The organism is Streptomyces sp. NPDC048288 (assembly GCF_043201555.1).
Taxonomy (GTDB): Bacteria; Actinomycetota; Actinomycetes; order Streptomycetales; family Streptomycetaceae; genus Streptomyces.
In genome coordinates, this window is sequence record NZ_JBICZD010000003.1 from 267,605 (window position 1) to 284,764 (window position 17,160).

Sequence of the window (17,160 nt, forward strand, 5' to 3'; positions counted from 1 at the left end):
GGATCGATATTCCGTGTCATCCGCTCGCCGCCCGTTGCTGACCGCCACCGCCGCAGGCACGCTCCTGTGCGCGCTGTGGTTCGTCCCGTCCGCCAACGCGTCCCAGGACTCCACGGCGAGAACCGGCACGTCGGAGAGTACGGCGGCCACGGTCACCCAGCAGGCCAAGGCACTGTCCGAGGCCACCTCCGAGGCGACCGGGGACGCCACCCGGCTCGCCGACACCGGCAGCCCGGACACCACCCCGTACGTCGTCGGCGGCACCCTTTTCCTCGCCGTCGGCGCGGGCTTCGTGGTCTATTCGGTCCGCCGCGAACGGCTGGAATTTTAAATAACTTGACCGTTCTTTGACCGCGGACTCACAGTCCTCTCATGAAGAGATCATCGGGCGTGCGGATCCGCGCCCTCGCCGTCGGCGGCGCGCTGTCCCTCGCCCTCATCGCGGGCTGCTCCGAGGGGAGTTCGAAGGACACGGACTCCGCCGGCTCCGCCCCCTCCTCGGTGCGGGCGCTGAGCACCGCACAGCTGAAGCAGCGCATCCTCACGCAGGACGAGGTGGACGGCTACAAGGTCAACGCCGTCGGCGAGGCCGCGCCCGGCAGGAGCGGCATCAGGAGCAGCGACGAGAAGTGCCGCCCGCTCGCCTACGTCCTCACCGGCCTCGCCCCGGCCGCCCCGGTCACCGAGATCGGCCGCACGGTACGCGAGGACAAGAAGGACCCGACCGACGACGCGACCTCCCTCGACGACCTGGCCGACGGCACGTTCGAGTCCTCCCTCAAGGACTCGATGAACCTGGACATCACGTCCCTCGACCTCTCGTCGTACGACGGAGACGGCGCCGAACAGGCCCTCAAGGCCCTCTCCACAGCGGTCGGATCCTGCGCGGCCGGCTTCACCGGCGGCACCTCCGACGACGAGCAGAAGGTCACCAAGGTGACGGCGACGAAGCCGTCCGGCACCGGCGACGAGTCGGTGGCCTTCACCGCGATCACCGACCTGGACGGCGACAAGGCCCCCCTGCACGCCGAGGTGGTCCGCCACGGCAACACCCTCGCCACGTACTTCACGATGAACATCGGCGCGATGATGGCCGATAAGACGTACACCGTGCCGACGGCGGTGATCAGGGCACAGTCGGCGAAGCTGGGCTGAGCGATCCCCCCCAAGGGGCGCGGGGCTGTATCGATATGCGGCTGCCGCCGCGTGGGCGCGACCAGCCCCCACGCCCCCGCGCCCGACGAACTACCGCAACGGCCCGGTCACCGTCTCCGCCGCGGCAACCAGCGCCCCGGCCCGCACGAACTCCTCCGCGGCCGCCAGATCCGGCGCGAGGAACCGGTCCGGCCCAGCCCCCCGCACCCCCGCGGAGCGCGCCGCCTCGATCACGGCCTGGGACGCCGGTGCCGGCGTCAGCCCTTCCCGCAGCTCGATCGCCCGGGTCGCCGCGTACAGCTCGACCGCGACGATCCGCGCCAGATTCCCCACGGTGGTCCGCAGCTTGCGCGCGGCCGACCACCCCATGGACACGTGGTCCTCCTGCATCGCCGAGGAGGGGATCGAGTCGGCCGACGCCGGAACGGCGAGCCGCTTCATCTCGCTGACCAGCGCCGCCTGTGTGTACTGGGCGATCATCAGCCCGGAGTCGACGCCCGCGTCGTCCGCGAGGAACGGCGGCAGCCCGTGGCTGCGGTTCTTGTCCAGCAGCCGGTCGGTGCGCCGCTCGGCGATGGACCCGAGGTCGGCCGCCGCGATGGCGAGGAAGTCGAGGACGTAGGCGACCGGCGCGCCATGGAAGTTGCCGTTGGACTCGACCCGCCCGTCGGGCAGCACCACCGGGTTGTCGACGGCGGAGGCCAGCTCCCGCTCGGCGACCAGCCGGGCGTGCGCGAGCGTGTCCCGCCCGGCCCCGGCGACCTGCGGAGCGCACCGCACCGAGTACGCGTCCTGCACGCGCGGCGCGTCGTCCTGGTGGTGCCCGGTGAGCTGGGAACCCTTCAGCACGGCGAGCATGTTGGCGGCGCTGTCGCCCTGCCCCGGATGCGGGCGGATGGCGTGCAGCTCGGGCGCGAGCACCTTGTCCGTGCCGAGCAGCGCCTCCAGGCTCAACGCGGCGGTGATGTCGGCGGACTTGTAGAGCATGTCCAGGTCGGCGAGGGCCATCACCAGCATGCCGAGCATGCCGTCGGTGCCGTTGAGGAGGGCCAGCCCCTCCTTCTCGCGCAGTTCGACGGGCGCGATCCCGTGCTCGGCGAGCAGCTCGCCCGCGGACCGTACGACCCCGTCCGGGCCCTCGGCCTCCCCCTCGCCCATGAGCGTCAGAGCACAGTGCGACAGCGGGGCCAGGTCGCCGGAGCAGCCCAGCGAGCCGTACTCGTGGACGACCGGGGTGATCCCGGCGTTCAGTACGTCGGCCATGGTCTGGGCGACCTCGGGACGCACACCGGTGTGTCCGGAGCAGACGGTCTTCAGCCGCAGGAACATCAGGGCCCGTACGACCTCGCGCTCGACCCGCGGCCCCATGCCGGCGGCGTGCGAGCGGACGATGTTGCGCTGCAGCCGGCCCCGCAGCTCCTGGCTGATGTGCCGGGTCGCGAGGGCGCCGAAGCCGGTGCTGACGCCGTAGACCGGTTCCGGCTTGGCCGCCAGCGCGTCCACGATCTCGCGGGCCGCCGCGAGCGCCGCGACCGCCTCCGCGGAGAGTTCGATCCGGGCGCCGCCGCGCGCCACGGCGAGAACGTCGGACGCGGTGACACCGGACGTCCCCACCACCACAGTGTGCATATCCATATTCAGGAGCGTACGCATTGAATGCAGCCGCTGTCACTAGTGGGGTACGGGGTTGCCCCTTACTTCTCCCTGACGTCTACGTCACAGCCCCCGGCGCCCGCGGAAGCTGCGCCGCTCGGCCCGCTCCGGCGGAGGCGCGTCGGCCAGCCGTACGACCGGATCGTCCGGGCCCTCCCGGCCCGCCACCACCGGCCGGTCCGCGCGCAGCGCCTTCGCCCGGTACTGGGCCGCGTCCGCGAGCCGGAACAGACGGCGGGCGGAGCGCACCGGCCCGATCGGGTCCGCGGTCGAGGCGACCCCGCAGGCGACCCCCTCACCGAGCTCCAGCTCCCCGGCCCGGCGGCAGAGTTCGCCGGCCGCCTTGACCACGTCGTCGGCCGGCGGGCCGACCGCCAGCAGACAGAACTCGTCCCCGCCGAGCCGCGCCGCGAGCGCGCCCGGGAGCATCGCCCCGCACAGGGACAGCACCGAGCCGAACCGCTCCAGGAGACGGTCGCCGACGGCGTGCCCCTGACTGTCGTTCACCTTCTTCAGCCCGTTGAGGTCACAGACCACGAGGCTGACCACGGCCCCTTCGGCGCGGTGCCGTTCGACCGCCTCGTCGAGACGGACGTCGACCGCGCGGCGGTTGGCGAGCCCGGTCAGCGCGTCGGTGTACGCGAGCCGGCGGGCCTCCTCCAACTGCTCGGTCTGCGCGATCCCGGCGGCGACGACGGAGGCGAGCACGGTGGCGAAGTCGGCGTCGCCGCGGCCGAAGACGGGGGCGCGGACGGCGCGGGCCACGTACAGCTCGCCCCAGGCCCTGCCGTGCAGCACGATCGGGGCGACCAGACAGCAGCCGCGGCCCCGGCGGCGCAGGGCGGCGACGCGCTGGTGCGAGTAGCCGGGGCGGCCGGCGGCGGGACCCTCGGCCGTCTCGACCCAGGCGTTGGGACCGCCGCCGCCCGCCCAGCGTTCGTGCAGGAACTCGGTGATCTCCGGGAACTGGTGCACCGGATAGGCCTCGGCCTCCGGGAACTCCTCCTCGCCCGGGGCGCGCTCGCCGACGTTCACCAGGACCCGGAGCCGGCCGAGCTCGCGCTCCCAGACGGAGAGCGCGGCGAAGCTGCCGTCGAGGGCACGGCAGGCGCCGGCGGCGGCGGCGCGCCAGCACTCACGTGGGGTGTGAGCGGCGGCCATGCCCTGCGCCAGCGTCACTACGGCGGCGAGCCGGTTGTCATCACCCATTACTCCAGGTTAGGGATGGTTTGGATGATTTGGGGCGTTGGTGCGGCGAACAGGTGTTGCGGCAGCGGGGTCGGCTGCGGGCCGGTGGGGGCTGGTCGCGCCCACGCGGCGGTAGCCGCATATCGACTACAGCCCCGCGCCCCTTACGGGGCGCTTCACTCCCCGGGCCACTCCGGCTTCCGCTTCTCGTTGAAGGCGGCGACGCCCTCCGCGCGGTCGCCGGAGAAGGCGACGGCTCGCCAGGCGGCGTCCTCGACCTCCAGGCCGGTGCGCAGGTCAAGGCCGTGGCCGAGGCGCAGGGCCCGTTTGGCCGCGCGGAGGCCGACCGGGGAGTTGGCGGCCATCCGGCCCGCCAGCGCCAGGGCCTCCTCGCGGTCGCGGCCCGCCTCCACCAGCTGGTCGACCAGGCCCAGCTCGTGCGCCTCGGCGGCCTCCACCCGGCGGGCGGAGAAGATCAGCTCGGCCGCGCGGGCCGCGCCGACGCGGCGGGGCAGCAGCTGGGTGCCGCCGCCGCCCGGGATCACGCCGACCGACACCTCGGGCAGGCCCACCACGGCGGTGCCGTCGGCCACGATCACATCGCAGGACAGGGCCAGTTCGAAGCCGCCGCCGAGCGCGTAGCCGTGCACGGCGGCGATCGTCGGCATGGGCAGCTCCAGGACGCCGGTGTACGTCCCGCGCGACAGCGGCCGGGACCGGAGCAGCTCCGCGTCGGTCATCCCGTTGCGTTCCTTCAGGTCCGCGCCGACGCAGAACGCCCGCTCGTGCGAGGACGTCACCACCACCACGCGCGCGTCCCGGTCGGCGCCGAGCGCGGCGCACGCGGCGATGACCGAGCGGGCCATCGCCATCGACACCGCGTTCATGGCCTTGGGCCGGTCCAGTACGAGCTCCGCGACGTGACCGTGCCGCCGTACCAGCACGAACTCCCCGTACCGCTCCTCGCTCATGTCACCCTCCGCTCGACGTACCCACCAGTTAACGCCTGTTAACTCCCCGATCATCGCAGCCGGGGCGGCCCCGGGGAAAGAGGCACCGGCCGGTCCCGTGTCCCCTCGCGTCCCCTCGTTCGGGTGACATCCCGGGAGACTCCCGGCGCAGGCCCCACAGCAGCGCATAACGTGCGCTCGCCACGGCGCATCGGAGGCGCGCGACGGGAGCGAAGGTGTGGGGAGGGAAGCGTCATGACAGGAATGTCCGCAGTCGGCCGCCGGGGACGCCATCGCAAGCCCCGGCCGCGCAAGGTGCTGCTCGCCGCCGGCGGGCTGGCGCTGGCCGCCGGTGTGCTGAGCCTCGTACGGATGACACCGGACGGCGGCGGCGTCGGGGGGCCCGGCGCCGCGGAGGCCGAGCCCCGGCTCGATCCGACCGCGCACGCCACGGACCGCCCGGTGAACACGGCGGCGACCCTCGGCGCGGCCCCCACGGCCCCGCCCTCGGCGACCTCCCTCATGGACAGCGAGCGCCCCACCCCGACGGCCGCGCCCCGCACCGCGCCGTCACCGACGGCCTCCCCGACCGCCCTGCCCGGCGCGACCACGGTCCCGACCACCATCCCGACGGGCCCGGCCCGCCCGACGAGCCCGCCACCGGCACCGGCCACCACCACCCCGCCGGCCACACCCACCACGGCCCCGGCCCCGGCCCCGAGCACCCAGCAGCCCGGCGACGGCGTCTGCCTGCCGATCGTCGGCCTGTGCGTGAACCCGCTGCCGCGGTCCGGCCGAGGCTAGAGGCCGTCCGGGGCGGCTACGGCTCCCCGTCGCGGCGGGTGAGGAGCCAGGGCTCCACGACGCCCAGGCCACGGACCGGGCGCTGCCACATCGGCTGGAGGGCGAAGCGGTACGTCGGGGGCTCCTCGCCCTCCTTCTCGGCGGCGGCCGCGGCCTCGGCGGCCTCCGCCTCCGAGGCGGGCGCCTCACCGCTGCGGATCAGTTCCTCGGCGAAGGCGGAGTCGACCAGGACGGCGTCCCGGGGGGCTATGGAGGTCAGCCGGGAGGCGAGGTTCACCGTCGTACCGAAGACATCGCCCATTCGGGTGGTCACCGTGCCGAAGGCCATGCCGACGCGCAGCTCCGGCATCGTCTCGTCGTTCGCCATGGTCTCGACGAGGCGCAGCGCGATGTCGGCGGCGATACCGGCGTCGTCGGCGGCGTAGAGGACCTCGTCGCCCAGGGTCTTGATGAGCCGGCCACCGCGGGCCGCGACCAGGTCGGCGGCGGTGGTCTCGAAGGCCTCGACCAGCTCGCCGAGCTCCTCCTCCTCCATCCGGCGGGTCAGCCGCGTGAACCCGACGAGGTCGGCGAAGCCGACGGCCAGCCGGCGGTCGACCATCTCCTCGTCGTCGGTGGCCTGCACGACCCGGCCGGCCGAGGCGGCGAGCTGGCGGCGCCAGACGTAGACGAGGAACTCCTCCAGTTCGGGCAGGAGCAGTTCGACGATCGGGTACGTGACCTCGGTACGGGTCATGCCCGGCTCGGGCGGCTCGGTCAGGCCCTCCAGGAAGGAATCCATCTGCCACTCGGCCAGACGGGCGGTGGTCTGCCCGGTCGACCGCGCCACCTGCACCGCCATGGCCTCGCTGAGCAGGCCCGCCTCGACGAGACCGGCGAGCCGGCGCAGTGCCAGCACGTCGGCCTCGGTCAGCGCCTTGGCCTGTCCGATGTCGGCGAAGCCCATCGCCCGCCAGAACCTCGACGCCAGCTCCATGGAGACGCCGGCGCTGCGGGCGGCCTGGAACGGGGTGTAACGGCGGTCGGCCCCGAGGATCAGGCCTTCGAGGCGCAGCGCGAGCGGGTCCTCGCCGGAGTCGGCGGCGTCCGCGCCCTCGCCGGAGCCCGTGTCGTCGACGGTCACGCCTGCTGCCCTTCCGATCTACCGCGGTCGCATACCGACCGGCCTCAACTCTACGGCAGCTGTGCGGTAGCTCACTTCGTGAGGTAAGCCGACATTGGGGTGGTGGGCGGTGGAGGTCGAGTTCCGGGTGATGGCCTCACGCCGGACGCAAGTGCACGATGTCTCCCGCGCCCACCGGTTCCCGGACGCCGGTCCCCGTCGCGATCACCAGTCTTCCGTCGCCGTCGATCGCGACCGCCTCGCCGACCACCGACCGGTCGCCGGGCAGCTCGGCCCGGACCGTCCGGCCCAGCGTCGCGCAGCCCGCCGCGTACGCCTCCTGGAGGCCGCTGGCGGCCGGGTCGCCGCCTGCCGCGCGCCAGCGCCCGTACCAGTCCTCCAGGGAGCGCAGGACGGCTCGCAGCAGGGTCTCGCGGTCGGTGCTGACCGCGTCGGCCAGGGCCAGCGACCCCGCCTGCGGGACGGGCAGTTCCTCGGCGCGGAGCGAGACGTTGATGCCGACGCCGACGACCACACCGTCCTGGCCGGCCCGCTCCGCGAGGATGCCCCCGGTCTTGCGTTCCTCGTCACCCACGGTGACCAGGAGGTCGTTCGGCCACTTGAGTGCCGTGTCGACGCCCGCCGCCCGCGCCAGCCCCGTCGCCACCGCCACCCCGGTCAGCAGCGGCAGCCATCCCCAGCGGGCCACCGGCACCTCGGCCGGCTGGAGCAGCACCGAGAAGAACAGGCCCGAGCGGGCCGGTGCCGTCCACTGCCGGTCCAGGCGGCCGCGCCCCGCCGTCTGCTCCTCGGCGACCAGCACCGCCCCCTCGTCCGCGCCGCCCGCGAGTGCCCGCGCCACGAGGTCGGAGTTGGTGGAGCCGGTGCGCTGCACGACCTCGACGTCGCGGTAGAGCCCCTCGTGCCCGCCGTCCCGCACCAGGGCCCGGCGCAGCCCGGCACCGTTGAGCGGTGGACGGTCCAGGTCGGACCAGCGATTGTTGTTCTCGTCTGCTGCATCTCGCGGCGTCATGCAAGCCACCCTAGGTGTGGTGTACGCCGCACCGCCGTTTGGTAGGCGCCCCACTACTCTACGAATGAGTAACCGTCCCCCCTTTTGAGCAGGCAGGGAGCCGCATCCCGATGTCCGAGCCGGAAGAGATCGACATTCACACGACCGCGGGGAAGCTCGCGGATCTCCAGCGTCGTGTCCACGAGGCGACACACGCCGGTTCGGAGCGCGCCGTAGAAAAGCAGCACGCCAAGGGCAAACTGACGGCCCGTGAGCGGATCGAGCTGCTCCTCGACGAGGACTCCTTCGTGGAGTTGGACGAGTTCGCCCAGCACCGCTCCAGCAACTTCGGCCTGGAGAAGAACCGCCCCTACGGCGACGGCGTCGTCTCCGGGTACGGCACCGTCGACGGCCGCCCCGTCGCCGTCTTCTCCCAGGACTTCACCGTCTTCGGCGGGGCGCTGGGCGAGGTCTACGGCCAGAAGATCGTCAAGGTGATGGACTTCGCCCTGAAGACCGGCTGCCCGGTCATCGGCATCAACGACTCCGGCGGCGCCCGCATCCAGGAAGGCGTCGCCTCGCTGGGCGCCTACGGCGAGATCTTCCGCCGCAACACCCACGCGAGCGGTGTGATCCCGCAGATCTCGCTCGTCGTCGGCCCGTGCGCCGGCGGCGCGGTCTACTCCCCCGCCATCACCGACTTCACGGTCATGGTCGACCAGACGTCCCACATGTTCATCACCGGCCCGGACGTCATCAAGACGGTCACCGGCGAGGACGTCGGCTTCGAGGAGCTCGGCGGCGCCCGCACCCACAACTCGGTCTCCGGCGTCGCCCACCACATGGCGGGCGACGAGAAGGACGCCGTCGAGTACATCAAGCAGCTGCTGTCCTACCTGCCGTCCAACAACCTCTCCGAGGCCCCGGTCTTCCCCGAGGAGGCCGACCTCACGGTCACCGCCGAGGACCTGGAGCTGGACACCCTGGTCCCGGACAGCGCGAACCAGCCGTACGACATCCACACGGTGCTCGAACACGTCCTGGACGACGCCGAGTTCTTCGAGACGCAGTCGCTGTTCGCCCCGAACATCGTCACCGGCTTCGGCCGCGTCGAGGGCCACCCGGTGGGCATCGTCGCCAACCAGCCGATGCAGTTCGCCGGCTGCCTGGACATCAAGGCGTCCGAGAAGGCGGCCCGCTTCGTCCGCACCTGCGACGCCTTCAACGTCCCCGTCCTCACCTTCGTCGACGTCCCGGGCTTCCTCCCCGGCGTCGACCAGGAGCACGACGGCATCATCCGCCGCGGCGCCAAGCTCATCTACGCCTACGCCGAGGCCACCGTCCCCCTGATCACCGTCATCACCCGCAAGGCCTTCGGCGGCGCCTACGACGTCATGGGCTCCAAGCACCTGGGCGCCGACCTCAACCTCGCCTGGCCCACCGCCCAGATCGCCGTCATGGGCGCCCAGGGCGCCGTCAACATCCTGCACCGCCGCACGATCGCCGAGGCGGAGGCGAACGGCGAGAACGCCGAAGCCGTCCGCGCCCGCCTGATCCAGGAGTACGAGGACACCCTCCTCAACCCCTACACGGCGGCCGAACGCGGCTACGTCGACGCCGTCATCATGCCCTCCGACACCCGCCGCCACATCGTCAAGGGCCTGCGCCAGCTCCGCACCAAGCGCGAGTCCCTCCCGCCCAAGAAGCACGGCAACATCCCCCTGTAAGGAGAGCCGCTGTGACGATCAAAGTCATACGGGGCAACCCCACCCCGGAGGAGCTGGCCGCCGCACTCGCGGTCGTAAGGGCACGGGCAGCCGCCATGGCCGCCACCCCCACCGGCCCCGCGACAACAAGGGACGCCTGGTCCGACCCGAGCCGCATCGCCCAGCACCGAGTACCACGCCCGGGCCAAAGCGCATGGACCCGCACCTACTGGCCGGCCTAAACGTTCAGGGGCGCGGGGCTGTATCAATATGCGGCTCCGCCGCGTGAGCGCACCCAAGAGGAACCCCGCCCACCAATTTGAGTACCCCTACTCAGGCGCCCGCCCCGGCCAAGCCGCACGCTGGTGACATGCTGTGGTCGGACCCTGATGACGAGCCGCCGAAGGAACTGCGAGACATGCAGAACACCCTCCGGCGGCTCGGCGTCCTCCTGGCCCTGGCCATGCTGCTGGCGATGATCGTGCTCGGCGTGAGGTGAGAACCCCTCTGTCGGCCCCCACCGATACGCTGGCGCCATGCGCAGACTCGTCCTCGCCTCCCAGTCCCCCGCCCGGCTGAACCTCCTGCGCCAGGCAGGCCTCGCCCCCGAGGCGATCGTCAGCGGTGTCGACGAGGACGCCGTCACCGCCCCCACCCCGGCGGACCTGGCTCTCGCCCTCGCCGAGGCCAAGGCCTCCGTCGTCGCCGCCCGCCCGGACGTCCAGGGCGCGATCGTCATCGGCTGCGACTCCGTGCTCGACCTCGACGGCCAGGCCCTCGGCAAGCCGGCGGACGCCGAGGAGGCGACCGCCCGCTGGAAGGCCATGCGGGGCCGCGCGGGCACCCTGCAGACCGGGCACTGCGTCTGGGACACGACGGCCAAGCGGTACGTGTCGGCGACCGCGTCCACCGTCGTCCGGTTCGGCGAGCCCTCCGACGAGGAGATCGCCGCGTACGTCGCCTCGGGCGAACCCCTCTACGTGGCGGGGGCGTTCACCCTGGACGGCCGCAGCGCGCCGTTCATCGACGGCATCGACGGCGACCACGGCAACGTGATCGGCATCAGCCTGCCCCTGGTCCGCCGGCTGCTGGCCGACCTGGGCATCGGCATCACGGAGTTGTGGGCGCCGACGGAGTGACCGGCGCGGCGGGCGGCGCGTCCTCCGTCACCGGCTCCGGTTCTGGTGCCGGGCCGCCGCCCTCCAAGCCCGAGCCCGAGTCCGAGCCCGAGTCCGAGGCGTCCGCGCCCTCACCGGTGTCACCCCCGCCCGCGTCGCCCCCGGCGGCCGCCACCGCCCCGTTCTCACGGTCGTACGTCATCAGCAGCAGCACGACGAGCGCGAGGACGACCACCATGTACAGGAAGGCCTTCCAGCCGACCAGGCCCCAGGCCACCGCGCCCAGCAGGCCGTGGACGACCGCGACGCTGATCAGCAGGACCCGGCCGAGGCCGGCGGGCGCGCGGTTGCGGATGGCGACCAGCAGGGCCACCAGCGCGCACAGCGCGAAGTAGAGGCCGAAGACCACACCGCCGATCTTCGCGGACATCGACATCTTGTCCGGGTCGAGGCCGGCCATCGACATGTTCTGCCGGTCGACGACCACCCCCATGAACCAGTTGAGTGCCGCGATCCCGAGCGCCTCGGCGAAGAGTACGACCGCCACGATCCACGCCACCGGTCTGCGCACCACCGGTCCCCACCCACTTTCGTCCCCGACCCGCTGCGAGCCGGTGTTACTTGAAGTTCGTTCAAGACATCGCGAACGCTACTAACGGGTAAACCGGGGGACAAGGGTCCGGGCGGCAGCAAAGATTCGTTGGGCCATTCGTAGGGACTCAACAAAGAAACGCTGTGGGGCGCGGCACGCTCTCACAGAGACCTTGAGCACATCGCGGGGCTAGGGTTTTCCGAAGGAGTCCTGCGTACCTCGGTGCGACAAGGGCTTTCGCGGGTCGGGCGAGCCTCGCATCACGCTCCGTGTGGGCAAGCTCACCAGTGGGGACGGGTCGAAGTGCCGTGTCGGCAGTCCCTAAACTCGGCTTGTTTCAAGGAGGGAGCCTCAATCGTGCGCAAGGTGCTCATCGCCAACCGTGGCGAAATCGCTGTCCGCGTGGCCCGGGCCTGCCGGGACGCTGGAATCGCGAGCGTGGCCGTCTATGCGGATCCGGACCGTGACGCTCTGCATGTCCGCGCCGCGGATGAGGCGTTCGCCCTGGGCGGTGACACCCCGGCCACCAGCTATCTGGACATCGACAAGGTCCTGAACGCGGCGCGTGAGGCGGGGGCGGACGCCGTCCACCCGGGCTACGGCTTCCTCTCGGAGAACGCCGAGTTCGCCCAGGCGGTCCTGGACGCGGGTCTGACCTGGATCGGCCCGCCGCCGCAGGCCATCCGCGACCTGGGTGACAAGGTGGCGGCCCGTCACATCGCCCAGCGTGCCGGTGCCCCGCTGGTGGCCGGCACCCCCGACCCGGTCTCCGGCGCCGACGAGGTCGTCGCCTTCGCCACCGAGCACGGCCTGCCGATCGCGATCAAGGCGGCCTTCGGCGGCGGCGGACGCGGCCTGAAGGTCGCCCGCACCCTCGAAGAGGTCCCCGAGCTGTACGAGTCCGCCGTCCGCGAGGCGGTGGCCGCGTTCGGCCGTGGCGAGTGCTTCGTCGAGCGCTACCTCGACCGCCCCCGCCACGTGGAGACCCAGTGCCTGGCCGACAAGCACGGCAACGTGGTCGTCGTCTCCACCCGCGACTGCTCCCTCCAGCGCCGCCACCAGAAACTCGTCGAGGAGGCCCCCGCGCCGTTCCTGTCCGACGCCCAGGTCGACGAGCTGTACCGCGCCTCCAAGGCCATCCTCAAGGAAGCCGCCTACGAGGGCGCCGGCACATGTGAGTTCCTGGTCGGACAGGACGGCACGATCTCCTTCCTGGAGGTCAACACGCGTCTGCAGGTCGAGCACCCGGTGACCGAGGAGGTCGCGGGCATCGACCTGGTCCGCGAGATGTTCCGCATCGCCGACGGCGAGGAACTCGGCTACGGCGACCCGGAGCTGCGCGGGCACTCCTTCGAGTTCCGCATCAACGGCGAGGACCCGGGCCGCAACTTCCTGCCCGCCCCCGGCACGGTCACCCGCTTCGACGCCCCCTCCGGCCCCGGCGTCCGCCTCGACGCCGGCGTGGAGGCGGGTTCGGTCATCGGCCCGGCCTGGGACTCCCTCCTGGCCAAGCTGATCGTCACCGGCCGCACCCGCGCCGAGGCCCTGCAGCGGGCCGCCCGCGCACTGGACGAGTTCCAGGTCGAGGGCATGGCCACCGCCATCCCCTTCCACCGCGTCGTCGTCCGCGACCCGGCGTTCGCGCCCGAGCTCACCGGCTCCGAGGACCCGTTCACGGTCCACACCCGCTGGATCGAGACCGAGTTCGTCAACGAGATCAAGCCCTTCGCCGCCCCGGCCGACGCCGAGGCCGAGGAGGACAACGGCCGTGAGACGGTCGTCGTCGAGGTCGGCGGCAAGCGCCTGGAGGTCTCCCTCCCCGCGTCCCTGGGCATGACCCTGGCCCGCACCGGTCTGGCCGCCGGCGCCAAGCCGAAGCGCCGGGCCGCGAAGAAGTCCGGGCCGGTCGCCTCCGGCGACACCCTCGCCTCGCCCATGCAGGGCACGATCGTCAAGGTCGCCGTCGAGGAGGGCCAGGAGGTCAAGGAAGGCGACCTGATCGTCGTACTCGAAGCGATGAAGATGGAACAGCCGCTCAACGCGCACAAGGCCGGCACCGTCAAGGGCCTCGCCGCCGAGGTCGGTGCCTCCCTCACCTCCGGCGCCGTGATCTGCGAGATCAAGGACTGACGACGCCCCGAACCGCATCGCCCGGCGAACGGCATCCGCCCGTTCGCCGGGCGCCGAGTTCTCCGGAACGGCCCATGCGCGCCGACGCCCGCCGCAACCACGACCGGCTGCTCGCCGAGGCCCGCACCGTGTTCGCCGAACACGGCACCGACGCCTCGCTGGAGGACGTGGCCCGCCGGGCGGGCGTGGGCATCGGCACCCTCTACCGCCACTTCCCCAACCGGCACGCCCTGATGAGCGCGGTCTTCGAGGGCGCGGTGAACGAACTTCTGGACCGGGCACGGGAGTTGCAGTCGGCTTCCCACCCCTGCCAGGCCCTGCTGACCTGGCTGCACGAGGTGGTCGTCCACGCGGCCGAGTACCGGGGCCTGTCGAAGGCCCTGATGTCGGCGTCCTCGGACTCGGCCCTGTCCCGCTGCGGCACCCCGATGACGGAGGCGGGTACGGCTCTGCTGACCCGCGCTCAGGAGGCGGGGACGGTACGGCCGGACGTACGGATCGGTGATCTCCTCCGACTCAGCCACGCCATCGCCCTGGCAGTGGAGGAGTCACCCGGAGACCCGGATCTGGCGGACAGACTGCTGCAGCTGACGCTGCGAGGACTGACTTGAGGCTGAGGGGCGCGCGCCCTCACCGCCGCCGGAGATCGGCGACCCGCGCCCGCTCGGCCCCCGTGGGCGGCTCGCCGAGCACCGAGGCCGAGCGCAGCCCGTTCCCCGGCACCTGGCCCCGCCGCGGCCCCGGAAGGGACACGTCCCGACGCTGTTGATGCTGTTGCTGGCGCGTCGGGACCTGATCACCCCCCGGGTTTCCGGACGCCCCGGCCACGGCGATCTGCACCCCCTGGTCGGCGAGGGCCTGAAGCTCGGTGGCGGCACGGTCGTCATGAGCCGGCGGCTCGTCCGTGACCAGCCGGGTGATGACATCGGTCGGCACGGTCTGGAACATCGTGTCCGTACCGAGCTTGGTGTGGTCGGCGAGGACGACCACCTCCGCGGCGGCCTGCACCAGCGCCCTGTCCACCGAGGCGGACAGCATGTTGGACGTGGAAAGCCCCCGCTCGGCGGTCAGGCCGCTGCCGGACAGGAAGGCCTTCGACACGCGCAGCCCCTGCAGGGACTGCTCCGCGCCGGAGCCCACGAGGGCGTAGTTGGACCCGCGGAGCGTTCCGCCGGTCATCACGACCTCGACCCGGTTGGCATGGGCCAGCGCCTGCGCCACCAGCAGCGAGTTGGTGACGACGGTGAGTCCGGGAACTCTCGCCAGCCGGCGCGCGAGTTCCTGGGTGGTGGTCCCCGCCCCGACCACGATGGCCTCGCCCTCTTCGACGAGACCCGCGGCGAGATCGGCGATGGCCGTCTTCTCGGCGGTCGCGAGATGAGATTTTTGCGGAAAGCCGGACTCCCGCGTGAACCCGCCCGGCAGTACCGCACCGCCGTGCCGGCGGTCGAGGAGTCCTTCTGCCTCCAGTGCGCGCACGTCCCGCCGTACGGTCACTTCTGAGGTCTGGACGACGCGGGCGAGCTCACGGAGCGACACGGCCCCGTTCGCTCGCACCATTTCGAGGATCAATTGGCGACGTTCTGCAGCGAACACGAAACTGACAGTAACCCCAACGACCGTCTGCTTTCAGCAGTTTGCGCCGAATAGCAGAAGTTGTTCGCACAGCAGGGTCAGAAGTGGTATAGGGCCCAGACCGCCCGACTATGCCGTACGCATGCTCGACAACTCCCCGTGACCAGCGGGGAGTCGGTTCCGGCCGTCAGAGTTCGCTGCCGGTCTTCCGGGTGTGCAACTGCCGTGCGACCTCCGCGATCGACCCCGAAAGGGACGGATACACGGTGAACGCGTTCGCGATCTGTTCGACCGTCAGATTGTTGTCGACGGCGATCGAGATCGGATGGATCAGCTCCGAAGCCCGGGGCGACACGACCACACCGCCCACGATGATCCCCGTGCCCGGCCGGCAGAACAGCTTCACGAAGCCGTCCCGGATGCCCTGCATCTTCGCGCGCGGGTTGCGCAGCAGCGGCAGCTTCACGACCCGGGCGTCGATCTTCCCGGCGTCCACGTCCGCCTGCGTGTACCCCACCGTCGCGATCTCCGGGTCGGTGAACACGTTCGACGACACGGTCTTCAGGTTCAGCGGCGCCACCGCGTCGCCCAGGAAGTGGTACATGGCGATCCGCCCCTGCATGGCGGCCACCGACGCGAGAGCGAAGACCCCGGTCACGTCACCGGCCGCGTACACGCCCGGCGCGCTCGTCCGGCTCACCTTGTCGGTCCAGATGTGCCCGGAGTCGCGCAGCTTGACGCCCGCCTCCTCCAGCCCCAGCCCCGCACTGTTCGGAATGGCACCGACGGCCATCAGACAGTGCGTGCCGCTGATGACCCGCCCGTCCGCGAGGGTGACCTCGACCCGGTCCCCCACCCGCTTCGCCGCGGCCGCACGCGACCGGGCCATCACGTTCATCCCGCGCCGCCGGAAGACGTCCTCCAGCACGGCCGCCGCGTCCGGGTCCTCACCGGGCAGCACGCGGTCCCGCGACGACACCAGCGTGACCTTCGACCCCAGCGCCTGGTAGGCACCCGCGAACTCGGCACCGGTCACACCCGACCCGACCACGATGAGCTCCTCGGGCAGCTCGGTCAGGTCGTACACCTGCGTCCAGTTCAGGATCCGCTCGCCGTCGGGCAGCGCGTCGGGCACCTCCCGCGGATGCCCGCCGGTGGCGATGAGCACCGCGTCCGCGACAAGAGTCTCCTCGCTCCCGTCCGCAGCGCTGACGACCACCTTCCGCGACCCGTCCAGGGCCTGCATGCCCTCCAGCCGCCCCCGCCCGCGCATGACCCGCGCCCCGGCCCGCGTCACCGAAGCCGTGATGTCATGCGACTGCGCCAGCGCCAGCCGCTTCACCCGCCGGTTGACCTTCCCCAGATCGACCCCCACCACCCGGGCGGCCTGCTCCAGCGGCGGAGTGTCATCGGCGACGATGATCCCCAATTCCTCGTACGACGAGTCAAAGGTCGTCATGACCTCGGCCGTAGCGATAAGGGTCTTCGACGGCACGCAGTCGGTCAGCACCGACGCTCCGCCCAGACCGTCGCAGTCGACGACGGTCACCTCCGCGCCGAGCTGCGCGGCCACCAGCGCCGCTTCATAGCCGCCGGGTCCGCCACCGATGATCACGATCCGAGTCACGTACTCCATTGTCCCGCACGCTTCAAGGTGCTACTGCCCGGGGGCGCCCTGGGACGGGAGTGACCCACGGGACGGCTGCCGTACCCTCTCCCCATGTCGTCGCTCTACGCCGCCTACGCCGGCAATCTCGACGCGCGGCTGATGTCCCGCCGCGCCCCGCACTCTCCCCTGCGCGCCACCGGATGGCTGAACGGATGGCGGCTGACCTTCGGCGGCGAGCACATGGGCTGGGAAGGCGCGCTGGCGACGATCGTCGAGGACCCGATGTCCCAGATCTTCGTCGGCCTCTACGACATCGCCCCGCCGGACGAGGAGTCCATGGACCGCTGGGAGGGCGTGGCCATGGGCATCTACCGCCGCGCGCGCGTCCGCGTCCACACGCTGGAGGGCGAGGAGACGGCCTGGCTCTACGTCCTCAACGGCTACGAGGGCGGCCTTCCCTCCGCCCGCTACCTCGGCGAGATCGCCGACGCGGCCGAGTCCGCGGGCGCCCCCCACGACTACGTGATGGAACTCCGCAAGCGCCCCTGCTGAAGTCGCACAGACCA

18 protein-coding genes are annotated in these 17,160 nt (G+C 71.9%); 10 read left to right on the forward strand and 8 right to left on the reverse strand.

Translation table 11 applies throughout. The features are described from left to right. Positions 1–13 precede the first annotated feature (13 nt). Together ACGFZS_RS12460 and ACGFZS_RS12465 are read left to right on the forward strand one after the other, a co-directional pair. Complete coding sequence (locus ACGFZS_RS12460; protein WP_365687217.1) at positions 14–331, forward strand: LAETG motif-containing sortase-dependent surface protein; 318 nt, start codon at positions 14–16, stop codon at positions 329–331. Between the two features lie 41 nt (positions 332–372). Continuing rightward, positions 373–1,155, forward strand: a complete 783-nt coding sequence (locus ACGFZS_RS12465) for a hypothetical protein (RefSeq protein WP_393795052.1) — start codon at positions 373–375, stop codon at positions 1,153–1,155. A gap of 90 nt (positions 1,156–1,245) precedes the next feature. Here the strand turns inward: ACGFZS_RS12465 and hutH are convergent, their stop codons facing one another. The 3 genes from hutH to ACGFZS_RS12480 all read right to left on the reverse strand — a co-directional run bounded on the left by hutH (position 1,246) and on the right by ACGFZS_RS12480 (position 4,967). Further along, positions 1,246–2,784, reverse strand: coding sequence for a histidine ammonia-lyase (gene hutH / locus ACGFZS_RS12470; protein WP_393795459.1), 1,539 nt, complete (start codon positions 2,782–2,784; stop codon positions 1,246–1,248). 87 nt (positions 2,785–2,871) lie between these two features. Continuing rightward, positions 2,872–4,017 (reverse strand): diguanylate cyclase domain-containing protein, encoded by a 1,146-nt coding sequence (locus ACGFZS_RS12475; protein ID WP_393795053.1) that lies wholly within the window; start codon positions 4,015–4,017, stop codon positions 2,872–2,874. A 155-nt stretch (positions 4,018–4,172) separates the two neighbouring features. Then, positions 4,173–4,967 (reverse strand): enoyl-CoA hydratase/isomerase family protein, encoded by a 795-nt coding sequence (locus tag ACGFZS_RS12480; RefSeq protein ID WP_393795054.1) that lies wholly within the window; start codon positions 4,965–4,967, stop codon positions 4,173–4,175. Between the two features lie 234 nt (positions 4,968–5,201). On the opposite strand from ACGFZS_RS12480, the gene ACGFZS_RS12485 reads away from it, so the two are divergent. After that, entirely contained in the window at positions 5,202–5,750 is a 549-nt protein-coding gene (locus ACGFZS_RS12485; protein ID WP_393795055.1) for a hypothetical protein, read from the forward strand. 16 nt (positions 5,751–5,766) lie between these two features. Here the strand turns inward: ACGFZS_RS12485 and ACGFZS_RS12490 are convergent, their stop codons facing one another. Both ACGFZS_RS12490 and ACGFZS_RS12495 read right to left on the reverse strand, forming a co-directional pair. Continuing rightward, the gene (locus ACGFZS_RS12490) at positions 5,767–6,873 is read right to left on the reverse strand and encodes an adenylate/guanylate cyclase domain-containing protein (protein WP_393795056.1); all 1,107 of its coding nucleotides are present in this window, start codon (positions 6,871–6,873) and stop codon (positions 5,767–5,769) included. Between the two features lie 136 nt (positions 6,874–7,009). Further along, positions 7,010–7,885 (reverse strand): biotin--[acetyl-CoA-carboxylase] ligase, encoded by an 876-nt coding sequence (locus ACGFZS_RS12495; protein ID WP_393795057.1) that lies wholly within the window; start codon positions 7,883–7,885, stop codon positions 7,010–7,012. A gap of 110 nt (positions 7,886–7,995) precedes the next feature. On the opposite strand from ACGFZS_RS12495, the gene ACGFZS_RS12500 reads away from it, so the two are divergent. From ACGFZS_RS12500 to ACGFZS_RS12515, 4 genes are all read left to right on the forward strand, one after another. Further along, on the forward strand, positions 7,996–9,591 hold the full coding sequence (locus ACGFZS_RS12500) for an acyl-CoA carboxylase subunit beta (protein ID WP_393795058.1): 1,596 nt from the start codon (positions 7,996–7,998) through the stop codon (positions 9,589–9,591). An 11-nt stretch (positions 9,592–9,602) separates the two neighbouring features. Further along, positions 9,603–9,812 (forward strand): acyl-CoA carboxylase epsilon subunit, encoded by a 210-nt coding sequence (locus ACGFZS_RS12505; RefSeq protein ID WP_393795059.1) that lies wholly within the window; start codon positions 9,603–9,605, stop codon positions 9,810–9,812. Positions 9,813–9,940: 128 nt separating this feature from the next. Continuing rightward, positions 9,941–10,069 (forward strand): morphogenic membrane protein MmpB, encoded by a 129-nt coding sequence (gene mmpB, locus ACGFZS_RS12510; RefSeq protein WP_355728804.1) that lies wholly within the window; start codon positions 9,941–9,943, stop codon positions 10,067–10,069. Positions 10,070–10,106: 37 nt separating this feature from the next. Next, the gene (locus ACGFZS_RS12515; RefSeq protein WP_393795060.1) at positions 10,107–10,709 is read left to right on the forward strand and encodes a Maf family protein; all 603 of its coding nucleotides are present in this window, start codon (positions 10,107–10,109) and stop codon (positions 10,707–10,709) included. Here ACGFZS_RS12515 and ACGFZS_RS12520 read toward each other — a convergent pair. Next, positions 10,681–11,262, reverse strand: a complete 582-nt coding sequence (locus tag ACGFZS_RS12520) for a hypothetical protein (RefSeq protein WP_393795061.1) — start codon at positions 11,260–11,262, stop codon at positions 10,681–10,683. The genes ACGFZS_RS12515 and ACGFZS_RS12520 overlap by 29 nt on opposite strands. A 375-nt stretch (positions 11,263–11,637) precedes the next feature. Here ACGFZS_RS12520 and ACGFZS_RS12525 point away from each other — a divergent pair, with 375 nt between their 5' ends. Together ACGFZS_RS12525 and ACGFZS_RS12530 are read left to right on the forward strand one after the other, a co-directional pair. Further along, positions 11,638–13,410 (forward strand): acetyl/propionyl/methylcrotonyl-CoA carboxylase subunit alpha, encoded by a 1,773-nt coding sequence (locus tag ACGFZS_RS12525; protein WP_393795062.1) that lies wholly within the window; start codon positions 11,638–11,640, stop codon positions 13,408–13,410. Positions 13,411–13,484: 74 nt separating this feature from the next. Then, positions 13,485–14,021 carry a TetR/AcrR family transcriptional regulator gene (locus ACGFZS_RS12530; protein WP_393795063.1) on the forward strand — a complete coding sequence of 179 codons (537 nt, stop codon included), beginning with the start codon at positions 13,485–13,487 and terminating at the stop codon, positions 14,019–14,021. Positions 14,022–14,040: 19 nt separating this feature from the next. Here ACGFZS_RS12530 and ACGFZS_RS12535 read toward each other — a convergent pair whose 3' ends face one another. Together ACGFZS_RS12535 and ACGFZS_RS12540 are read right to left on the reverse strand one after the other, a co-directional pair. Continuing rightward, positions 14,041–15,006 (reverse strand): DeoR/GlpR family DNA-binding transcription regulator, encoded by a 966-nt coding sequence (locus ACGFZS_RS12535; RefSeq protein ID WP_365694779.1) that lies wholly within the window; start codon positions 15,004–15,006, stop codon positions 14,041–14,043. 166 nt (positions 15,007–15,172) lie between these two features. Next, positions 15,173–16,621, reverse strand: coding sequence for an NAD(P)H-quinone dehydrogenase (locus ACGFZS_RS12540; RefSeq protein ID WP_365694781.1), 1,449 nt, complete (start codon positions 16,619–16,621; stop codon positions 15,173–15,175). A gap of 84 nt (positions 16,622–16,705) precedes the next feature. Between ACGFZS_RS12540 and ACGFZS_RS12545 the strand changes: the two genes are divergently transcribed. Then, the gene (locus ACGFZS_RS12545) at positions 16,706–17,146 is read left to right on the forward strand and encodes a gamma-glutamylcyclotransferase (protein WP_365694784.1); all 441 of its coding nucleotides are present in this window, start codon (positions 16,706–16,708) and stop codon (positions 17,144–17,146) included. Positions 17,147–17,160 lie beyond the last annotated feature (14 nt).

Excerpts from the sequence above, each read along its gene's own strand:
- ACGFZS_RS12475 (WP_393795053.1), bottom strand. The coding sequence starts at position 4,017 with ATGGGTGATGACAACCGGCTCGCCGCCGTAGTGACGCTGGCGCAGGGC.
- ACGFZS_RS12515 (WP_393795060.1), top strand. The coding sequence starts at position 10,107 with ATGCGCAGACTCGTCCTCGCCTCCCAGTCCCCCGCCCGGCTGAACCTC.
- ACGFZS_RS12480 (WP_393795054.1), bottom strand. The coding sequence starts at position 4,967 with ATGAGCGAGGAGCGGTACGGGGAGTTCGTGCTGGTACGGCGGCACGGT.
- hutH (WP_393795459.1), bottom strand. The coding sequence starts at position 2,784 with ATGCACACTGTGGTGGTGGGGACGTCCGGTGTCACCGCGTCCGACGTT.
- ACGFZS_RS12545 (WP_365694784.1), top strand. The coding sequence starts at position 16,706 with ATGTCGTCGCTCTACGCCGCCTACGCCGGCAATCTCGACGCGCGGCTG.
- ACGFZS_RS12530 (WP_393795063.1), top strand. The coding sequence starts at position 13,485 with ATGCGCGCCGACGCCCGCCGCAACCACGACCGGCTGCTCGCCGAGGCC.
- mmpB (WP_355728804.1), top strand. The coding sequence starts at position 9,941 with ATGCTGTGGTCGGACCCTGATGACGAGCCGCCGAAGGAACTGCGAGAC.
- ACGFZS_RS12540 (WP_365694781.1), bottom strand. The coding sequence starts at position 16,621 with ATGGAGTACGTGACTCGGATCGTGATCATCGGTGGCGGACCCGGCGGC.
- ACGFZS_RS12500 (WP_393795058.1), top strand. The coding sequence starts at position 7,996 with ATGTCCGAGCCGGAAGAGATCGACATTCACACGACCGCGGGGAAGCTC.
- ACGFZS_RS12495 (WP_393795057.1), bottom strand. The coding sequence starts at position 7,885 with ATGACGCCGCGAGATGCAGCAGACGAGAACAACAATCGCTGGTCCGAC.
- ACGFZS_RS12465 (WP_393795052.1), top strand. The coding sequence starts at position 373 with ATGAAGAGATCATCGGGCGTGCGGATCCGCGCCCTCGCCGTCGGCGGC.
- ACGFZS_RS12485 (WP_393795055.1), top strand. The coding sequence starts at position 5,202 with ATGACAGGAATGTCCGCAGTCGGCCGCCGGGGACGCCATCGCAAGCCC.